This is a genomic window from Pseudomonas folii (assembly GCF_014357575.1).
Taxonomy (GTDB): Bacteria; Pseudomonadota; Gammaproteobacteria; order Pseudomonadales; family Pseudomonadaceae; genus Aquipseudomonas; species Aquipseudomonas folii.
This window is the reverse complement of sequence record NZ_JACONW010000029.1, coordinates 1-15,124: the sequence shown is the minus strand read 5'-3', so window position 1 is coordinate 15,124 and position 15,124 is coordinate 1. Positions and strand designations below refer to the sequence as shown.

Genomic DNA, 15,124 nt, shown 5'->3' with positions numbered 1-15,124 from the left:
ACCTGGCTCGCGCTTTGCTAAAGCTGAACTGCAGCGGTCAAAAAAAGGCATATATATAGCGCCTACGCTATTAATGCGCACCACTAAGCAGCGTTTCGCTCCAAGGAGGTGCATAACTTGCGATCGGATTCGGGAGAAACAGCCATGGCTGTCAAAGACAGGAAGTAAACTGGAATCGGTCAACGCTATCAGGGCCCCTTACGGACAAGGCCCTGCGCCCTGATGGTATAAAAATCAACAGCAGATTGCAGGTCAATGAACGCAAGCCCACCGACCTGCAAATCGCTCACCGTTTACAGATCAGTGATTTCTTTATGCCGTGGCACCAATGCCTTCATCACACTCCAAGCCACCAGATAGGCCAGTGCACAGATAGAAAACATGATCATGTAACCCGTGTGGATATCGTTGATGGCCTTGTAATAATCAAAAACCCATCCGCCAATTTTGGTCATGACTACGCCACCTAACCCACCGGCCATGCCGCCGATACCCACCACCGAAGCAATGGATTTCTGGGGGAACATGTCAGATACCGTGGTGAAGATATTGCACGACCAGGCCTGGTGCGCCGATGCGCCTATACCGATGAGCAAGACGGGTATCCAGAAGCTGATATAGCCCAGCGGCTGCGCCAGCAACACGAGTAACGGGAAAAGCGCGATCACGAACATTGCTTTCATGCGGCCGTCGTATGGTTTATCGCCGCGGGACATGAAATAGCTTGGAAACCAGCCTCCTCCAATACTGCCCACCATGGTCATGCTGTAGAGCACGGCCAACGGCAACACAATGGCCTGGCCCTTCATTCCGTACTGTGCGCCCAGGTATGTCGGCAACCAGAACAGGAAGAACCACCACACGCCATCAGTCATGAACTTGCCGAAGGCGAACGCCCAGGTTTGGCGGTAGGTCAGCAACTTGAACCACGATACTTTTTTGCCTCCTGCAGCCGCTGCATCGCCGGTGTTTACCGATACAGCCTCATCACCGCGGATATAGGCCAATTCCTCAGGGGTCAGTCGGGCCTGATTCTCCGGCTTTTCATACAGGAAAATCCAGGCACCGAGCCAGACGAAACCCAGCATCCCAATAACGATGAATGCTGACTCCCAACCCCAGGCTGCAGCGATCAACGGAACAGAAATCGGGGCCAGAATCGCACCCACGTTGGCACCCGAGTTGAAAATACCCGTGGCGAAAGAGCGCTCTTTTTTCGGGAAGTATTCAGCTGTGGCCTTGATCGCAATTGGGAAGTTACCCGACTCGCCAATCGCCAGTACTGCACGTGCCAGCATGAACCCTGCGATGGATACAGGAATAACTGCAAGGCCTAACGCGCCGGATATTGAGGCAATCCCCTCTCCCAGCGGCACTGCAAAGGCATGCATGACCGCACCTGTCGACCACACACCGATTGCGACCATGAAGGCTGCCTTGGTGCCGATCTTGTCCACGAAGCGACCCGCGAAAAGCATGGAAATCGCATAAACGAACTGGAAGACCGAGGCGATGTTGGCGTAGTCCGTATTGCTCCAGCCAAACTGGGTTGAAAGGCCCGGCGCCAATAGGCTGAGTACCTGACGATCCAGATAATTGACCGTTGTCGCAAAGAACAACAGTGCACAGATCGTCCACCGATATTTGCCTATGGCGTGGCTAACGCTTTGCGCGTGTACCGCTTCATTAACGTTCATAGCATCACTTTATTATTGGATTATGCTGATGGTTCTCTCGACAACATTTCGAGAGCGCAGGTGTACGCCCTCCACGCCCACAGGCTGGAGTCGGATATAAAGCTGAAGTTATCGGGTGTTCTGAAAGTTGGGCAGCGACGGGCTTGATTGCGCCTGCAGGCGCGCAATAAAACCTGAGCCGGCAACGTCGGCAATCAGCGAGATATTCAAGCGATCTGGGTTCATGATGGACGACACTCTGTTTTTATTTTTAGCTCTGGTCGACGACATTCGTCTGTCGTCGTACAACATCTGCTTTATATCGAGGGCAGCACCCCAGTGTCAATCTGAAACATTCAGAAAAGTAATTTTTTCAGCGAGCACATGACCAAGGGTTGCCACGCGCAGGCCCAGGGGGACCGAAAAACACCTGCGCACGGCGAATTCTCTCGCTTGCTGACTGAGATGGCACCGTCACCCGCGTCAGCGTCGATGCTGACTGGTGAAGCAGCCATACAGCCAGATTCCATCCATACCCCCCCTCCTCACCTCAAACCTGGGCAAACCCACCATCAACAAACATCTCGCTTCCCGTCATAAAGCTGCTCTCATCCGACGCCAGGAACAGAGCCGCTGCCGCAACGTCTTCGGGCTGGCCGATACGGCCCACCGGCAATTGCGCAATCATGCCGTCAACAATGGCCTCTGCCTGGCCAGTGGGTGCCAGTGCCAGGTCGAGTCCCGGTGTAGAAATCGGTCCCGGCGAAATAACGTTGACGCGAATCCCCGTACCTTTCAGGTCCAGCGCCCAGCTTCTGGCGAAATTACGTAGTGCAGCCTTGGTGGCGCTGTATACGCTGAATGCCGGTGTGCCCATGGTCCCTGTTGTCGAGCCGGTCAGGATGACCGATCCGCCTGCGCTCATCAGTGGCAACGCCTTCTGCACAGTGAACAGCGTGCCTTTGACGTTGATGCCAAACGTGCGATCGAACGACTCCTCGGTGATCGCCCCAAGCGGTTGGAAATCTCCCAGCCCGGCGTTTGCAAACAGTACGTCAATCCGGCCTTTGGTGGCTTTGACTTCGGCGTAGACGCGATCCAGGTCGTCCAGGTTCGAAATGTCAGCCTGGATCGCTATCGCGTCGTGTCCAATCTGTTGCAAGGCTGCGTTCAACTGCTCTTGCCGACGCCCGACGATGACAACCTGCGCACCTTCTGCCGCGAAGCGTATGGCACTGGCCAGGCCTATACCGCTGTTACCGCCGGTAATCACTGCGATCTTTCCGTTGAGCCTGCTCATGATGATGTCCTCGAAATAAGAGGCACAACTGTAGATCTGCGCTTTCAACTTGAATAGTATGCACCTTTTGGTAAGTACCCTTCAGTGAGGGATGGAGCCGCCCGAATCATGGCAAACGAGACCTATAAATGTGGGCTTGAGGCCGCGCTGGCAGTGCTTGGCGGTAAATGGAAGCCACTGATTCTCTATAACTTGACGCGCAATGTTCACCGCTACGGGGAACTGAAACGTGCGATTGGCGGTGTCACCGACAAGGTATTGATCCAGCAACTCAAGGAACTGGAGCGCGATGAAATCGTTTCGCGCATGGACTTTCAGGAAATCCCGCCAAAGGTCGAGTATTCCCTGACACCTTTCGGCCAATCCCTGGCGACAGCGCTGGGAGCACTCTGCGTATGGGGGACGGAACATATGGAGACGGTGGAGCGCATCAGCGAACGGCGTTTGTCCGCACTCGCCCAGCCTCTTAGCCCTATTCACTGATATCGGCGTTTTATTAATGCTTCTTGTAAGAGCTCATGAGCACTGCGACGCAGCGATGGCGAACTGTCTGATACATCGCTATCGCGGCCTCGCGGTGCTCGTGCGCTTCTACAGTTCCACCGTTTGACGCAAGACGTGCGGTGTCAGGAACACTGGGCGGCCTTATATCAAATCACAAAACGCGCCACCATCCCGTTCAGGTCTACCGCCAGTCGCGACAGTTCATGGCTCGCCGCACTGGTTTGATTAGCCCCGGCAGCCGATTGAGTGGCCAGATCACGAATGTTCACCAGATTGCGATCTACCTCGCGAGAAACCTGAGCCTGCTCTTCCGAAGCGCTGGCTATCACCAGGTTGCGCTCATTGATCTGGGAAATCGCTTCAGTGATCTGCTCCAGCGCTTCTCCGGCGGCGCGGGCCAGTTCCAGCGTGTTTTGCGTGCGACTTGTGTTCAATGCCATGGACTGCACCGCGTTGCCTGTTCCGCTTTGAATGCCGGCCACCATCTGTTCAATTTCGCGTGTTGATTGCGCGGTGCGATGTGCCAAAGCCCGCACTTCATCAGCCACCACAGCAAAGCCACGGCCCGCTTCCCCTGCCCGCGCAGCCTCAATGGCAGCGTTCAAAGCCAACAGGTTGGTTTGCTCGGCGATCGAACGAATAACGTCCAGTACCTTACCGATATCGCGGCCTTGCTCAGCCAGGCCTTCGACCAGGGTCGAGGTGGTCTGTACGTCCTGGGTCATGGTCTGAATCGCTTGCACGGTCTGCACGACTTTGTCCCGGCCCTGACGTGCGGTTTCAGTGGACTGCTCAGAAGCCTGGGATGTCGAAACAGCGTTGCGCGCAACCTCCTCAACAGCCGCCGTCATTTCGTTCACGGCGGTCGCCGCCTGTTCGATTTCATCGTTCTGCTGTTGCAAACCACGCGACGACTCTTCGGTAACAGCGCTCAACTCCTCGGCTGCCGATGCCAATTGGGTAGCTGATCCTGAAATCATCTCGATGGTTTTACGCAGGTTCTGCTGCATGATCACCAGCGCTTCGAGCAAGCGTGCCGGTTCGTCCTTGCCATCCACTTCGATATGCTTGGTCAAGTTACCTGCGGCAATCTCCTGAGCAGCATTCACGGCTCTGGACAACGGTGCCACGATACTGCGCGTCAGTAACCAGGCCAGTAACACTGTCATCAATGATGCTATAACCGCGACGGCAATAATGGCGACAGTTGCGCCATCGTATTGCTGCCCAGCCAGTTTAGAGCCCGCAATGGCGTTCGCTCTGTTGATATCAACCAGGTCTTTGAGTTGCTTGGTCATCAAGTCGGAAGTTTGTCTCATGCTGGTGTTGATCATCGCGCGAGTTTCTTCAACCTTGTTATCACGCGACAGTTGCGCCGCCTGATTCAGCAAACCGATATACTGAGTCAGTGTCGCATCAAACTGTTGGTAGATGGCTTTTTCATCGGCCTCTGACGGCAGTGCACTATAAGCGGACTTGACAGCCTGCAATTGGGTAATGATTTCAGCAACGCGCTGGTCGCTCTCCTGAAGCATCTCCGGTTCGCGGTTAACCAGCATGCGCAGGGAGAAAATCCTCAGGCGCAATACGTACTCGTTGACGTTGCCTATCAGGGTGATGCTTGGCAGGGTGTTGGTCTCCATGTCGACCGTGGCCTGGCGAATCAAGGTCATGCGGTTCAGGGCGAAAAAACCCAGCGCGATAACCAGCACCGCAATAAACGCAAAACCAAGAAAAGCCCTTGGAGCGATATTCATATTTCTTATAGTCATTGACGTATTCTCATTGGAGTAAACAGCAATAGCGCTCCATGCTCTAACCGTTACGAGTCGACCTGCCCGGTTTCATAACGCAGGGGCGAGCGTCGCAGCCCTTACACACCTGTTACGTCTATCGGCGGTGACTTCGTATTAGTTGAGGAGAATTAAAGATTTATTTTCTGACGCCAATAGGCCGTCTTCGACACAACTTGGCGACGTTACTCTATTACAAAGCACCTTGTATTTATGTGCTTAGTCGTCAATAAGAATATGCAAACAAGCCGCCATATTTTCCACCAACAAACATCTACGAAATTTATTGCGTAACTAGTGCATAGCTAGTGCGTGACTAGTGCAAGGAAACCCGGCCTGAAAGCGTCAGCGATCGCGTATAACGAACGCCAACACCTGCCTCAGCATCCGGTCACACGCATCGAGCTGCTCGACGCTGATGAACTCATCCGGTTTGTGCCCCTGCGCCATGCTGCCGGGGCCGCAGACCACGGCCGGGATTCCTGAATGGTCGAACAGTCCGGCTTCAGTGCCAAAGGCGACTGTGCCAAACGCCCGGGAACCGCAGAACTCCGCGATCAACTCTGCGGCCTGGCTGTGCATCGGGATATCCAGCCCCGGGTAACTCGACAGCTCGGTAAGGCGAATATCGCTCTGCCCGCTGACAGCCTGCATCGCAGGCAGCAACTCATTCTTTGCGTAGGTGTGCAGCGCAGTGATGACGTGGTTCGGGTCTTCAACAGGAAGCGAGCGCACCTCAAAGTCAAAACGACAATGTTCGGGAACGATGTTGAGCGCTGCTCCGCCGCCGATCACCCCAACCTGTACGGTCGAGAACGGCGGATCAAAACGCTCGTCCTGTCGTTCCTCGGCCTGCAATGCTTTCCCGAGCCTTCCCAGTTCGTTGATCAACTGCGCGGCGTACTCGATCGCGTTGACGCCACTGGGCGCATGGGCTGAATGACACGCTACGCCGTGCACGTCGCAGCGCACGGCCACTTTACCCTTGTGACCAAGTACTGGCTTTAGCTCCGTGGGTTCACCGATCACACAGAGCAGTGGTTTAACAGGCCTTGAACCCAGCACTTCCAGCAATGAGCGGACGCCCAGGCAGCCGACTTCCTCATCGTAGGAAAGAGCTATATGTACCGGCATGCGCAACGTATTCCGGATCAACTCCGGGACCAATGCCAAAACACAGGCAATGTAGCCCTTCATGTCGGCAGTACCACGGCCGTAGAGCCTGCCGCCCTCCTCGCTGAGTTCGAACGGCGGGAAGGTCCAGGCCTGGCCATCTACGGGGACCACATCCGTGTGGCCGGACAGCACAATGCCGGGCACCTCAACCGGTCCAATCGTCGCAAACAGATTGGCCTTGGTCTTTTGCGCGTTGTAGATCAGTTCACAGGAAACGCCATGGCTATCGAGGTAATCACGCACAAAATCGATCAGCGCGAGATTCGACTCTCGACTGGTCGTGTCAAAGGCCACCAATCGGGCCAACAGTTCACGACTGGCGCTCATCGATCATCTCCTGGTACGCCATACCCTGGCGCGCCGGCAGGGTTCAGGGCGCGGTCGAGATAATCCTGCAGCTGCGGCTGATAGGCCTGCCACAAGCCATCCAACACATTGATCGGGTCGTGCTCGGCCCAATCCACACGCAAGTCAACAATGGGCCAGGGCAGATCGGCTACCACCTTCAGCGCTGCCGAATGCACTGGCCCGGCTTCTCCACCCGCCGCCTGCCCCGCACGCATGGCCAGTAGCAGGCGCTCGGCAAGGTGTCCTGAGGCCTGCTCAAAGGTCTTGACCATCGCTTCGATCACTTCCGGGGTAGCCAGCATGTTGCCAGCTGCCACGCACTGTTCCCCGCCGACGGCATTGTGAATTCCAAGCGTTTTGCTACCGCTGAAATGCGCGACGCGCCCAAGGTGATCGATCGCCGTGATCTGCCGGTACTCACTGAACCTTTGATCCACCCATAACTGTTCAAGCGCATGTGCAGGTGTGGCGCCCTGCTCTATCAGGTCCAGGGCTTGCGGCCCCAGGGCTGGCAGCGTGATATTTTGCGAAGACACCGCACCAACCCCGGCACGCAGCCAAGGGCAACGTGCACCCACGGCAATGCTCGAAGAGCTGATGGCGATACCCAACTGGCCAGTTTCGGCGCAACGTGCGGCGATGGAAAAAGTCATGACGAAAGTCCTTATTCGGGAATAACGGCGATCACGTCGATTTCCATCAGCCACTGCGGCTGACCCAGTGCAGAGACCACCAGCCCGGTGGAAATAGGGAATACCCCTTTAAGCCACTTGCCCACTTCGTGATAAACCGGCTCGCGGTAACGTGGATCAATGATGTAGGTGGTGGTCTTGACGATATGCGACAGGTCGCTGCCCGCCTCCTCCAGCAACTGTTTGACGTTCTTCATGGCCTGATGCGCTTGAGCGCCGGGGTCGCCGAGGCCGATCAGGTTACCCTCGAAGTCGGTGCCAACCTGACCTCGCACGTACACGGTGTTAACGGCACGCACCGCCTGGCAAAGGTCGTTGTCCAGACTCTGGTTAGGGTAAGTGTCTTTGGTATTGAACATACGAATACGTGTGTGGGTCGGCGTAGCCATGTAAATCTCCTGTAAGCACTGGGGCGACTTGCGCCCGATCAAAGACGATCAACCTTAAACGTTGCGCAACCGAACTTCGGGGGCTGCACGCTTGCCCTGGTCATACGCGCGATACTTGTGCTGAGTGGCGATTTGATCAGCGACATGTTTGGCGTCATGCCACACGCCCCAAATGAACGCCGAGCCGCGTCGCGACAGCCAGGGCAGACCTACGAAATACAGACCTTGCTCAATGGAGACCCCGCGCTGATGCAAGGGCTTGCCTCGGGTGTCGAATGCATCGACCTGCAGCCAGCTGTAATCCTGGGAATAACCCGTGGCCCAGATGATGGAGCTGATACCGGCCTCAGCCAGATCGAGCTCACGCAGCGGATGAGTGATACATGCCGCGTCAGCTACGCGCTCACGTGCTGAGGGTTCCAGTGGCAAATCCAGACCATTTCGACGGGCATACGCATCGGCGGCATCGAGCAACGACAGGTAGTTCTCGTCGCCGCGATCGAGGTTTTCGACGAGATCATTCTGGAAACGCACTTTGCCCTCGGCGAAGCTTTCCGTCAGACCGACCAGCATCATTCCCGCCTGAGCCAGGCGCCGAAAATCAACGGTGTGACCGCCTCGGGCACCACTGACAGCAATCGTTACGTGCTCTTTTCCGGGCTGCACAGTCTCGCTGTCCCACAGCCCTAATACGCCAAGCCACCAGCAGAAATCACGGCCGCGGTAGGCTCGTGGTGGACGATCATGAGGCCCGACCGACAAGTAGACCTGACGGCCGGAACGCTGCAATTCGTCGGCGATCTGCACACCGGACGAGCCCGCCCCGACCACCAATACAGCGCCGTCAGGTAACTGCTGAGGGTTGAAGTACTGCGCCGAGTGGATCTGGTGCAGCGCGTCATCCGTGGGCGCAATCGATGGAATGACGGGGTTCTGAAACGGGCCGGTCGCAGACACAAGATGATTGACGATGTAAGTACCCGCGCTGGTCTCCACAGTGAAACCGGCACGCTCCACGTTGCGGGTCACACGTTTGACCTCAACGCCGGTCTTGATTGGCGCGTTGAATTTGCGTGCATAGCGTTCGAAGTAGTCAGCGACCTGTTCTTTACCGGCAAACCCGTCCGGGTCCATGTCGAACTCAAGTCCCGGAAACCGGTCATGCCAGGCCGGTCCATTGGCGACCAGCGAATCCCAGCGGCCGCTGCGCCACGCTTCGGCTACGCGGTGTTTTTCCAGTACCAGATGCGCAATGCCCAGCCGGCTCAGGTGTTCACTCATGGCCACACCGGCCTGCCCTGCTCCTACGACGAGCGTGTCAATTTCTGTGATGTGTTCGGTCATCCTGGCATCCTTCAACACGCCCTTTGTGGCGGGTTGACGCAGTAAAAAATAACGAAAATGTCAGCGCGCAGGCGCAAGAAGCCCTACGGCATCCGCAGACGCGTATACAGTCAGTATCGTGTTTGGGTCAGTCGGCCAGTGAAGGGTCCGCCTGAAGCATCAGCCACTTCATTTCTTCGAAATGCTGCTGCGAGAAATCAGTGATCTTCTCCCAGTCCCGGGCTGTCTTCTCCGCGACATCGTCCGGCAGTGTCTTCAATGGCTGACCTGTGGACCAGGCCGTGACCAGAATCTGGCAGGCCCTTTCCAGAGTCCAGATGTCGTCGAATGCCTCACCTACCGTCGGCGCAGTGACCATCACGCCATGGTTACCCATCAACAGGCGGCTTTTCCCATCCAGCAGCCCGACCAGGCGAGCACCTTCAGCGGTGGTATCGGCCATACCGCCGTAAAGCTCGTCTATCGCCACCCGGTTGAAATAACGCGCTGTGTTCTGATCGATTGCCGGAATGTGTGGCTTAGCCAGACACGCCACCGCGGTGGTGTAGACCGGATGCAGATGCAGAACCACGCGGGCTTCAGGCAGGCGTTGGTGCATCTGTCCATGAATGGACCATGCTGTCGCATCCACACCCGGTCGTTGCGCGGCGTCTTGATCATCGGCATCGAGCAGCAGCAGATCACTGGCACGCAAGCGCGAGAAATGCTTCCACTTCGGATTCAGCAGAAACTGCTTTCCGTCAGCTGAAATGGCCGCGCTGAAATGGTTGGCCACCGCCTCATGCATACCCAGGTGGGCAATGATGCGAAAGGTCGCCGCCAGATCCAGACGCGTCTGCTCCTCGAAGTTAAGGGCCATGTTCAAAATACTCCTGCCAACAACGCATAAATCATCGGGTTGAAATACATCCCCGGTAGGAGCCAACTTGTTGGCGAGGCGGATCATCAGGCTATGCAAGTCCGACGTCTCGCCAACAAGTTGGCTCCTACCGGGGCCGTGTTTTTTAACGCGCAATCAGGGCTTGGGCATCAGCGCTGCAATGTCATCGGCTGTCGGTGCCTGGAACTTGTACTTGTCCAGCAAAGCCTTGTACTCCGGTGTTTTGCTGTACTTCTCTAGCCCTTCAATCAACGCATTACGGACGACATCGTTGCCTTTTTTCACGCCGAAGCCGTTGAGTACCGGATAAATCAACGTCTCGGATGAAATCACCACCCGGTTACCGAGTTTTTCAACCACGCCCCGCGCCACAGCAGCGTCGGTGATCTGCGCTTCAACCGCGTGCGCGAGCATGGCCTGGGTGGTTTGCGGATCAGTCCCGTATTCACTGATCGCGATAGGCGGCAGGCCGTTCTTTACGCAGTAGTCGGTGGACAGTTTCTGCAGTTGTTGCAGCCAGGACGTGGCGGCCATGGAGCCGATCTTGTGGCCACAGAAATCTTCCGGGGTCTTTGGCTGATACGCGCTGCCCTTGACCGCCAGAATCGACTCCCCGCTTTTCAGGTAAGGGATCATGTCGATGACTTTCAGGCGGTCAGCGGTGATGTACATCGACGAGTTGGTGATATCAAACCGGCCGCCTTGCAGCCCGCCGATCAGGTTGGGGAAACGGGTGTCGAGATTCTCAGCCTTCATCCCCATGACCTTAGCCAGACCATCCAGGAACTCGATGTCGAAGCCTGCCGGTTGGTTTTTGTCCATGTACTCATACGGATAGAACGTCATGTCGGATCCGGCAATGATCTTGCCTGGCTGCTGGAAAGCCGAGGCCATTGATGAAGCCATGGCAACCGCAGCGCCTAGTACAACCATCGCAGCGGGACGAACGAACAGACGGGATAGCTTCATAAGTATTCCTCGTGGAGTCAGTAGGGTTCAGGCAATTGCGGTTCAAGTCTCAGGCAGTGGCCAAGTCGCTTCCGGCCTGCTGCACAAAAAACGAAGCCCCCTTGGGTTTCTGCGGCAGACGGATCTGGTTCGCGGTGCTGCGCACCAGACCGCTTTCATGTCCCGCCACCATCAAACCGGTGTGTTCGCTGGGCAGCGGGTTCTCCCCGAAGGGCAACGCGTCTTCTGCGGCGTACACGCTGATGAACAATGTGCGCGGGAACTCGGTTTCATTCGGGCTTGAGGCATGCAGCAATCGGGTGTGCATGAAGCACACCGAGCCCGAAGGTCCATAACAGGCCACCGGTTGCTGGCAATGCTCTTCAACAACCGCGTCTTCCACTGCCCCCGTGAAACGCCCGTTCTGCCAATGGGACCAAAGCTCGCCCTTATGACTGCCCGGCACGACATTCAGCGGGCCATTTTCGGGTGTCACGTCACTGACCATCAGCAATGCAGTCACCAGGTCATCGTTGCTGTGCGGCGTGAACAGGAAGTCTTGATGCCACTTCACCTGAGTGGCGGTGTGCGGCAATTTTGAGTTGATCTTGCTGTGATGAAAGCGCGTGCCGTTGCCACCAATCAGCTGCGCAGCAATGGCCGCCATGCGCGACTGGAAGGCAGTCTGTTGGTAGGCCGGAGAGATTTCCGTTGGCGAGGTCACGCGACGCAGCGATGGATGATCCGGGCGATGGTCGCTTTCAATATCAAAACGCGGCCGACCGTCCAGCGTCTGGCCCCACGCACAGTCTTGGCTGCGGCTGTCTTCCACCCACTGGTCGAAGTCATGCTGCAGCGCCGCCACTTCGTCGGCTGCCAGCACGCCCTCAACGACCAGAAAACCCTGCGCGTGAAACTGGTCGATCTGCCATTGCTCGATCATGTTCTTCTCCCCTGCAAACAAAACATTAAGGTTTCAAGCCAACGAAACATCTTTCAGAAAAGCTTCCACTCGCGGGTGCTGTCCATCGCGCAGTGCCTGCGGGCTGTCATCGCACACCACCCGGCCTTTCTCCATGAATACGATTCGATCAGAGACCTTGAAGGCGAAGTTCATCTCATGGGTCACGATGACCATGGTGATGCCCTCCTTCGCCAGGGTTTCGATCACCTGCAGCACCTCGTTGACCTTCTCTGGGTCGAGTGCTGATGTCGGCTCGTCGAACAGCATGATCTGCGGACGCATCATCAACGCACGAGCAATCGCTACACGCTGCTGTTGCCCGCCGGACAACTGATGTGGATATTTCCAGGCGTGTTCCAGCATGCCGACCTTGTGCAGTAGCTCATACGCTTGCTGCTTCAGTTCCTGCGCTGAAGCCAGGCGGTGATAACGCGGAGCCAGCAGCAAGTTGTCGAGCACAGTCAGGTGCGGAAACAGGTTGAAGCTCTGGAACACCATGCCGATGTTCAGACGATGCTCTGTATGCTCGACGTAGCGCGGCGGTTGAGCACCTTGGCGAACCAGGTGAATGAACGGTTCGCCGTTGATCCTGATATCCCCGTTATCGATTTGCTCAAGGCCGTTGAGCAGACGAATCAAAGTGGTCTTGCCTGAACCCGACGGCCCGATCACCGACACCACTTCGCCGGGATGAATCTGCAGACTGACGGCACCCAGCACTTCGATGTCGTTGTAGGCCTTGTGTAATTTGGTGGCCTGAAGTGCCGGGCCTGCGAAGTCGGAGACAGGGCGGGCAATGACGGCACGATCCTGAGTGGCGAGCTGGAGCATTTCAGCGTCAGGCTCACGCACCACTTTGCGCTGAGTGACATCCAGATAACGCTCCAGCCGCTTGAGCAGGAAGTCGAACACGGTAACGATCAGCACGTAATAAAACGCGACTGCCGCCATGGTTTCCATGACCAGAAAGTTCTGCGAATACAGACGCTGCCCCACCATCAGGATTTCGGTCAGCGAGATCACCGACACCAGCGAACTTAGCTTTACGATTGAAATGTATTCGTTGGTCAGGGACGGCAAAGCCACCCGCAGCGCCTGCGGGATCACAATCCGCCACTGCGTACCGACAAAGCGCAACCCCAATGCTCTGGCCGCTTCACTTTGCCCTTTGGCAATCGACAACAACCCGCCGCGATGGATTTCCGCGACGTAAGCGGTTTCACACAACACCAGTGCAATAAGGCCTGCCCAGAACGGGTTGGCCAGCACCGCCGATGTGGCGGGCAAAGCCTGTGGCAAGTTGTAGACAAATATCAGCAGCACCAGCAAAGGCACGCTACGGAATAACCAGATATAGCCACGGGCAGGCAAGTTGATCAGCGGGTTGGAAGACTGTTTGGCCAGCGCCACGACGAAGCCCAGAACAATGCTGATAAGCCATGTCAATGTACTGAGTTGTATGACGGTCCACGTTGCCATCCAGAACTCGGTATCGCTGAACAGGCTAAACATGTATTTCCAGTCAAACGTCATCGTCGGCTCGCTCGGCTAAGTAACAGTGGCGGGTGATATCCAATGCAAGTTGAATATTGAGCGCTGCCCCGCTCTCCCTTCTGAGGCCATCATGAGCGAAGTTTCGTCGAACGACCCAATAGTAAGTTTTGGCTCATAGCGTAGGAAAATCCTAAGCAGAACCGGCGGGATGCATACTCAATGCAGGCGGAAGGCGAAACTATTTACCCTGCGCCGAACATGCCGCACATTTTTAGGGCGGTAACCGTTTCCCTCGCTTTGGTTCGCTCACTTTCAGTGCGAAACCCTCATTCTGTGGGCCGTACAGAGCGATGGATTAATTGAGTTGCAGACTGATAAAAAAGATCAACTGCCGGCCCAATAACCGAACCAGGACGAATCCTGGCATCTGGCATGCTCCTCGCTAAGCATAGGTAAAAGCTATTCAGCTAATTCCGCTCATGGCCGTGTGCCGACGAGGTACTCAGTGACGCATTTCACGTTGAAACAGCTTAAATACTTTGTCACTGCCGTAGAAATGGACAGTATTGCCGAGGCGTCGCGACAACTGCATATCTCACAGCCTTCTATTTCCGTCGCCATAAAAAATCTCGAAGAGGCGTTTAATCAACCGCTGTTTGTACGGCACCATGCGCAGGGTGTTTCCCTGACTTCCGGTGGCGGGAAAGTCTACGAAAAGGCTAAAGAGTTATTACGACTGTCGGAAGAACTGGAACAGGATTCTCGCGCCGAGAGCAAGAATGTATCGGGCACTATCGCATTGGGCTGTTTTGAATCAGCCGCGCCGCTGTATATGCCCAGACTCGTTGCTGGCTTCAAGCAGCTTTATCCCGACGTAACCATTCAACTCTGCGACGGGGAACAGCACGAGCTGATGCATGGGCTGCACCGCGGCCGCTTCGACCTGGCCTTCCTGTACGATCTGGAGCTGGGCGCGACGATCCACAAAGAAGCATTGAACGCTCCGCACAAGCCCTACGCATTACTGCCAGCCGCGCACCCCCTTGCTCAACAGAAAACGGTGACACTGCGCGAGTTGAGCCAGGAGCCCATGATCCTGCTGGACGCCGTGCCCAGCAGAACCTACTTCATGGATATCTTTACCGAGAAAGGTTATGCGCCGGTGGTGGCTTACAGCTCACCCTCGATTGAAATGGTGCGCTGCATGGTCGGCCAGGGGCTGGGGTTTTCGGTGCTGGTCACGCGGCCTTGCACCAACATGACCTACGACGGCGAGCTTCTGGCACAGCTTGATATCGAAGACGACATGCCCGCTTCGACCCTGGTAATGGCGTACCTGCGCAATAATCAGCCAACGCGGGCGACCCGATTGTTCATGGATTACTGCCGCACCGTTGAGCTGGCACCACCCTCGAGTTTGAAGGCGCACGCGTCTCATCAAACAACATGCAAACAGCTGGATTGAAATGCATTTTCTGTAGGAGCTGCCGAAGGCTGCGAAGCGTTTCTCCTGACACACCGCGATCGCAGCCTTCGGCAGCTCCTACAGGTCACCGGTTTCGCTGTATCAGTGACACCACGCCGTCGCGAAGCAAACATGCACCCTGTAGGAGTGA

General features: G+C 56.2%; 13 protein-coding genes. 2 read left to right on the top strand and 11 right to left on the bottom strand.

The genetic code is table 11. From position 1 onward, the window contains the following. Positions 1 to 293: 293 nt before the first annotated feature. Together H8S59_RS08710 and H8S59_RS08705 are read right to left on the bottom strand one after the other, a co-directional pair. Positions 294 to 1,697, bottom strand: a complete 1,404-nt coding sequence (locus H8S59_RS08710) for an MFS transporter (RefSeq protein ID WP_187521138.1) — start codon at positions 1,695 to 1,697, stop codon at positions 294 to 296. A gap of 529 nt (positions 1,698 to 2,226) precedes the next feature. Then, positions 2,227 to 2,976, bottom strand: a complete 750-nt coding sequence (locus tag H8S59_RS08705) for an SDR family NAD(P)-dependent oxidoreductase (RefSeq protein WP_095101585.1) — start codon at positions 2,974 to 2,976, stop codon at positions 2,227 to 2,229. Between the two features lie 108 nt (positions 2,977 to 3,084). Here H8S59_RS08705 and H8S59_RS08700 point away from each other — a divergent pair, with 108 nt between their 5' ends. Beyond that, positions 3,085 to 3,459, top strand: coding sequence for a winged helix-turn-helix transcriptional regulator (locus H8S59_RS08700; RefSeq protein ID WP_187521137.1), 375 nt, complete (start codon positions 3,085 to 3,087; stop codon positions 3,457 to 3,459). A 167-nt stretch (positions 3,460 to 3,626) separates the two neighbouring features. On the opposite strand, the gene H8S59_RS08695 is transcribed toward H8S59_RS08700, so the two are convergent. The 9 genes from H8S59_RS08695 to H8S59_RS08655 all read right to left on the bottom strand — a co-directional run bounded on the left by H8S59_RS08695 (position 3,627) and on the right by H8S59_RS08655 (position 13,547). Then, the gene (locus H8S59_RS08695; RefSeq protein ID WP_187521136.1) at positions 3,627 to 5,252 is read right to left on the bottom strand and encodes a methyl-accepting chemotaxis protein; all 1,626 of its coding nucleotides are present in this window, start codon (positions 5,250 to 5,252) and stop codon (positions 3,627 to 3,629) included. Positions 5,253 to 5,618: 366 nt separating this feature from the next. Next, positions 5,619 to 6,776: an acetylornithine deacetylase gene (gene argE, locus H8S59_RS08690; RefSeq protein WP_187521135.1), complete on the bottom strand. Its 1,158-nt coding sequence runs from the start codon at positions 6,774 to 6,776 to the stop codon at positions 5,619 to 5,621. Continuing rightward, positions 6,773 to 7,450: a DUF1028 domain-containing protein gene (locus H8S59_RS08685; protein ID WP_187521134.1), complete on the bottom strand. Its 678-nt coding sequence runs from the start codon at positions 7,448 to 7,450 to the stop codon at positions 6,773 to 6,775. Before H8S59_RS08685 ends, argE begins: the two co-directional genes overlap by 4 nt. 11 nt (positions 7,451 to 7,461) lie before the next feature. Then, complete coding sequence (locus H8S59_RS08680) at positions 7,462 to 7,878, bottom strand: RidA family protein (RefSeq protein ID WP_187521133.1); 417 nt, start codon at positions 7,876 to 7,878, stop codon at positions 7,462 to 7,464. Between the two features lie 54 nt (positions 7,879 to 7,932). Beyond that, positions 7,933 to 9,222 carry a flavin-containing monooxygenase gene (locus H8S59_RS08675; RefSeq protein ID WP_187521132.1) on the bottom strand — a complete coding sequence of 430 codons (1,290 nt, stop codon included), beginning with the start codon at positions 9,220 to 9,222 and terminating at the stop codon, positions 7,933 to 7,935. Positions 9,223 to 9,349: 127 nt separating this feature from the next. Then, complete coding sequence (locus tag H8S59_RS08670) at positions 9,350 to 10,081, bottom strand: class II aldolase and adducin N-terminal domain-containing protein (protein WP_187521131.1); 732 nt, start codon at positions 10,079 to 10,081, stop codon at positions 9,350 to 9,352. Between the two features lie 156 nt (positions 10,082 to 10,237). Continuing rightward, positions 10,238 to 11,071, bottom strand: a complete 834-nt coding sequence (locus tag H8S59_RS08665; RefSeq protein WP_187521130.1) for an ABC transporter substrate-binding protein — start codon at positions 11,069 to 11,071, stop codon at positions 10,238 to 10,240. A 49-nt stretch (positions 11,072 to 11,120) separates the two neighbouring features. Then, positions 11,121 to 11,993: a phytanoyl-CoA dioxygenase family protein gene (locus tag H8S59_RS08660; protein WP_187521129.1), complete on the bottom strand. Its 873-nt coding sequence runs from the start codon at positions 11,991 to 11,993 to the stop codon at positions 11,121 to 11,123. A gap of 33 nt (positions 11,994 to 12,026) precedes the next feature. Further along, positions 12,027 to 13,547, bottom strand: coding sequence for an amino acid ABC transporter permease/ATP-binding protein (locus H8S59_RS08655; RefSeq protein WP_187521128.1), 1,521 nt, complete (start codon positions 13,545 to 13,547; stop codon positions 12,027 to 12,029). Positions 13,548 to 14,013: 466 nt separating this feature from the next. Between H8S59_RS08655 and H8S59_RS08650 the strand changes: the two genes are divergently transcribed. After that, a complete protein-coding gene (locus tag H8S59_RS08650) occupies positions 14,014 to 14,973 on the top strand; it encodes a LysR family transcriptional regulator (protein ID WP_095101519.1) in 960 nt (319 codons plus the stop codon). The last annotated feature ends 151 nt before the right edge of the window (positions 14,974 to 15,124 follow it).

What these genes read in the sequence shown, in the direction of transcription:
- H8S59_RS08670 (WP_187521131.1), bottom strand. Translation starts at nt 10,081, where the DNA reads ATGGCCCTTAACTTCGAGGAGCAGACGCGTCTGGATCTGGCGGCGACC.
- H8S59_RS08665 (WP_187521130.1), bottom strand. Translation starts at nt 11,071, where the DNA reads ATGAAGCTATCCCGTCTGTTCGTTCGTCCCGCTGCGATGGTTGTACTA.
- H8S59_RS08675 (WP_187521132.1), bottom strand. Translation starts at nt 9,222, where the DNA reads ATGACCGAACACATCACAGAAATTGACACGCTCGTCGTAGGAGCAGGG.
- H8S59_RS08660 (WP_187521129.1), bottom strand. Translation starts at nt 11,993, where the DNA reads ATGATCGAGCAATGGCAGATCGACCAGTTTCACGCGCAGGGTTTTCTG.
- H8S59_RS08695 (WP_187521136.1), bottom strand. Translation starts at nt 5,252, where the DNA reads ATGACTATAAGAAATATGAATATCGCTCCAAGGGCTTTTCTTGGTTTT.
- H8S59_RS08705 (WP_095101585.1), bottom strand. Translation starts at nt 2,976, where the DNA reads ATGAGCAGGCTCAACGGAAAGATCGCAGTGATTACCGGCGGTAACAGC.
- argE (WP_187521135.1), bottom strand. Translation starts at nt 6,776, where the DNA reads ATGAGCGCCAGTCGTGAACTGTTGGCCCGATTGGTGGCCTTTGACACG.
- H8S59_RS08710 (WP_187521138.1), bottom strand. Translation starts at nt 1,697, where the DNA reads ATGAACGTTAATGAAGCGGTACACGCGCAAAGCGTTAGCCACGCCATA.
- H8S59_RS08655 (WP_187521128.1), bottom strand. Translation starts at nt 13,547, where the DNA reads ATGACGTTTGACTGGAAATACATGTTTAGCCTGTTCAGCGATACCGAG.
- H8S59_RS08680 (WP_187521133.1), bottom strand. Translation starts at nt 7,878, where the DNA reads ATGGCTACGCCGACCCACACACGTATTCGTATGTTCAATACCAAAGAC.
- H8S59_RS08700 (WP_187521137.1), top strand. Translation starts at nt 3,085, where the DNA reads ATGGCAAACGAGACCTATAAATGTGGGCTTGAGGCCGCGCTGGCAGTG.
- H8S59_RS08685 (WP_187521134.1), bottom strand. Translation starts at nt 7,450, where the DNA reads ATGACTTTTTCCATCGCCGCACGTTGCGCCGAAACTGGCCAGTTGGGT.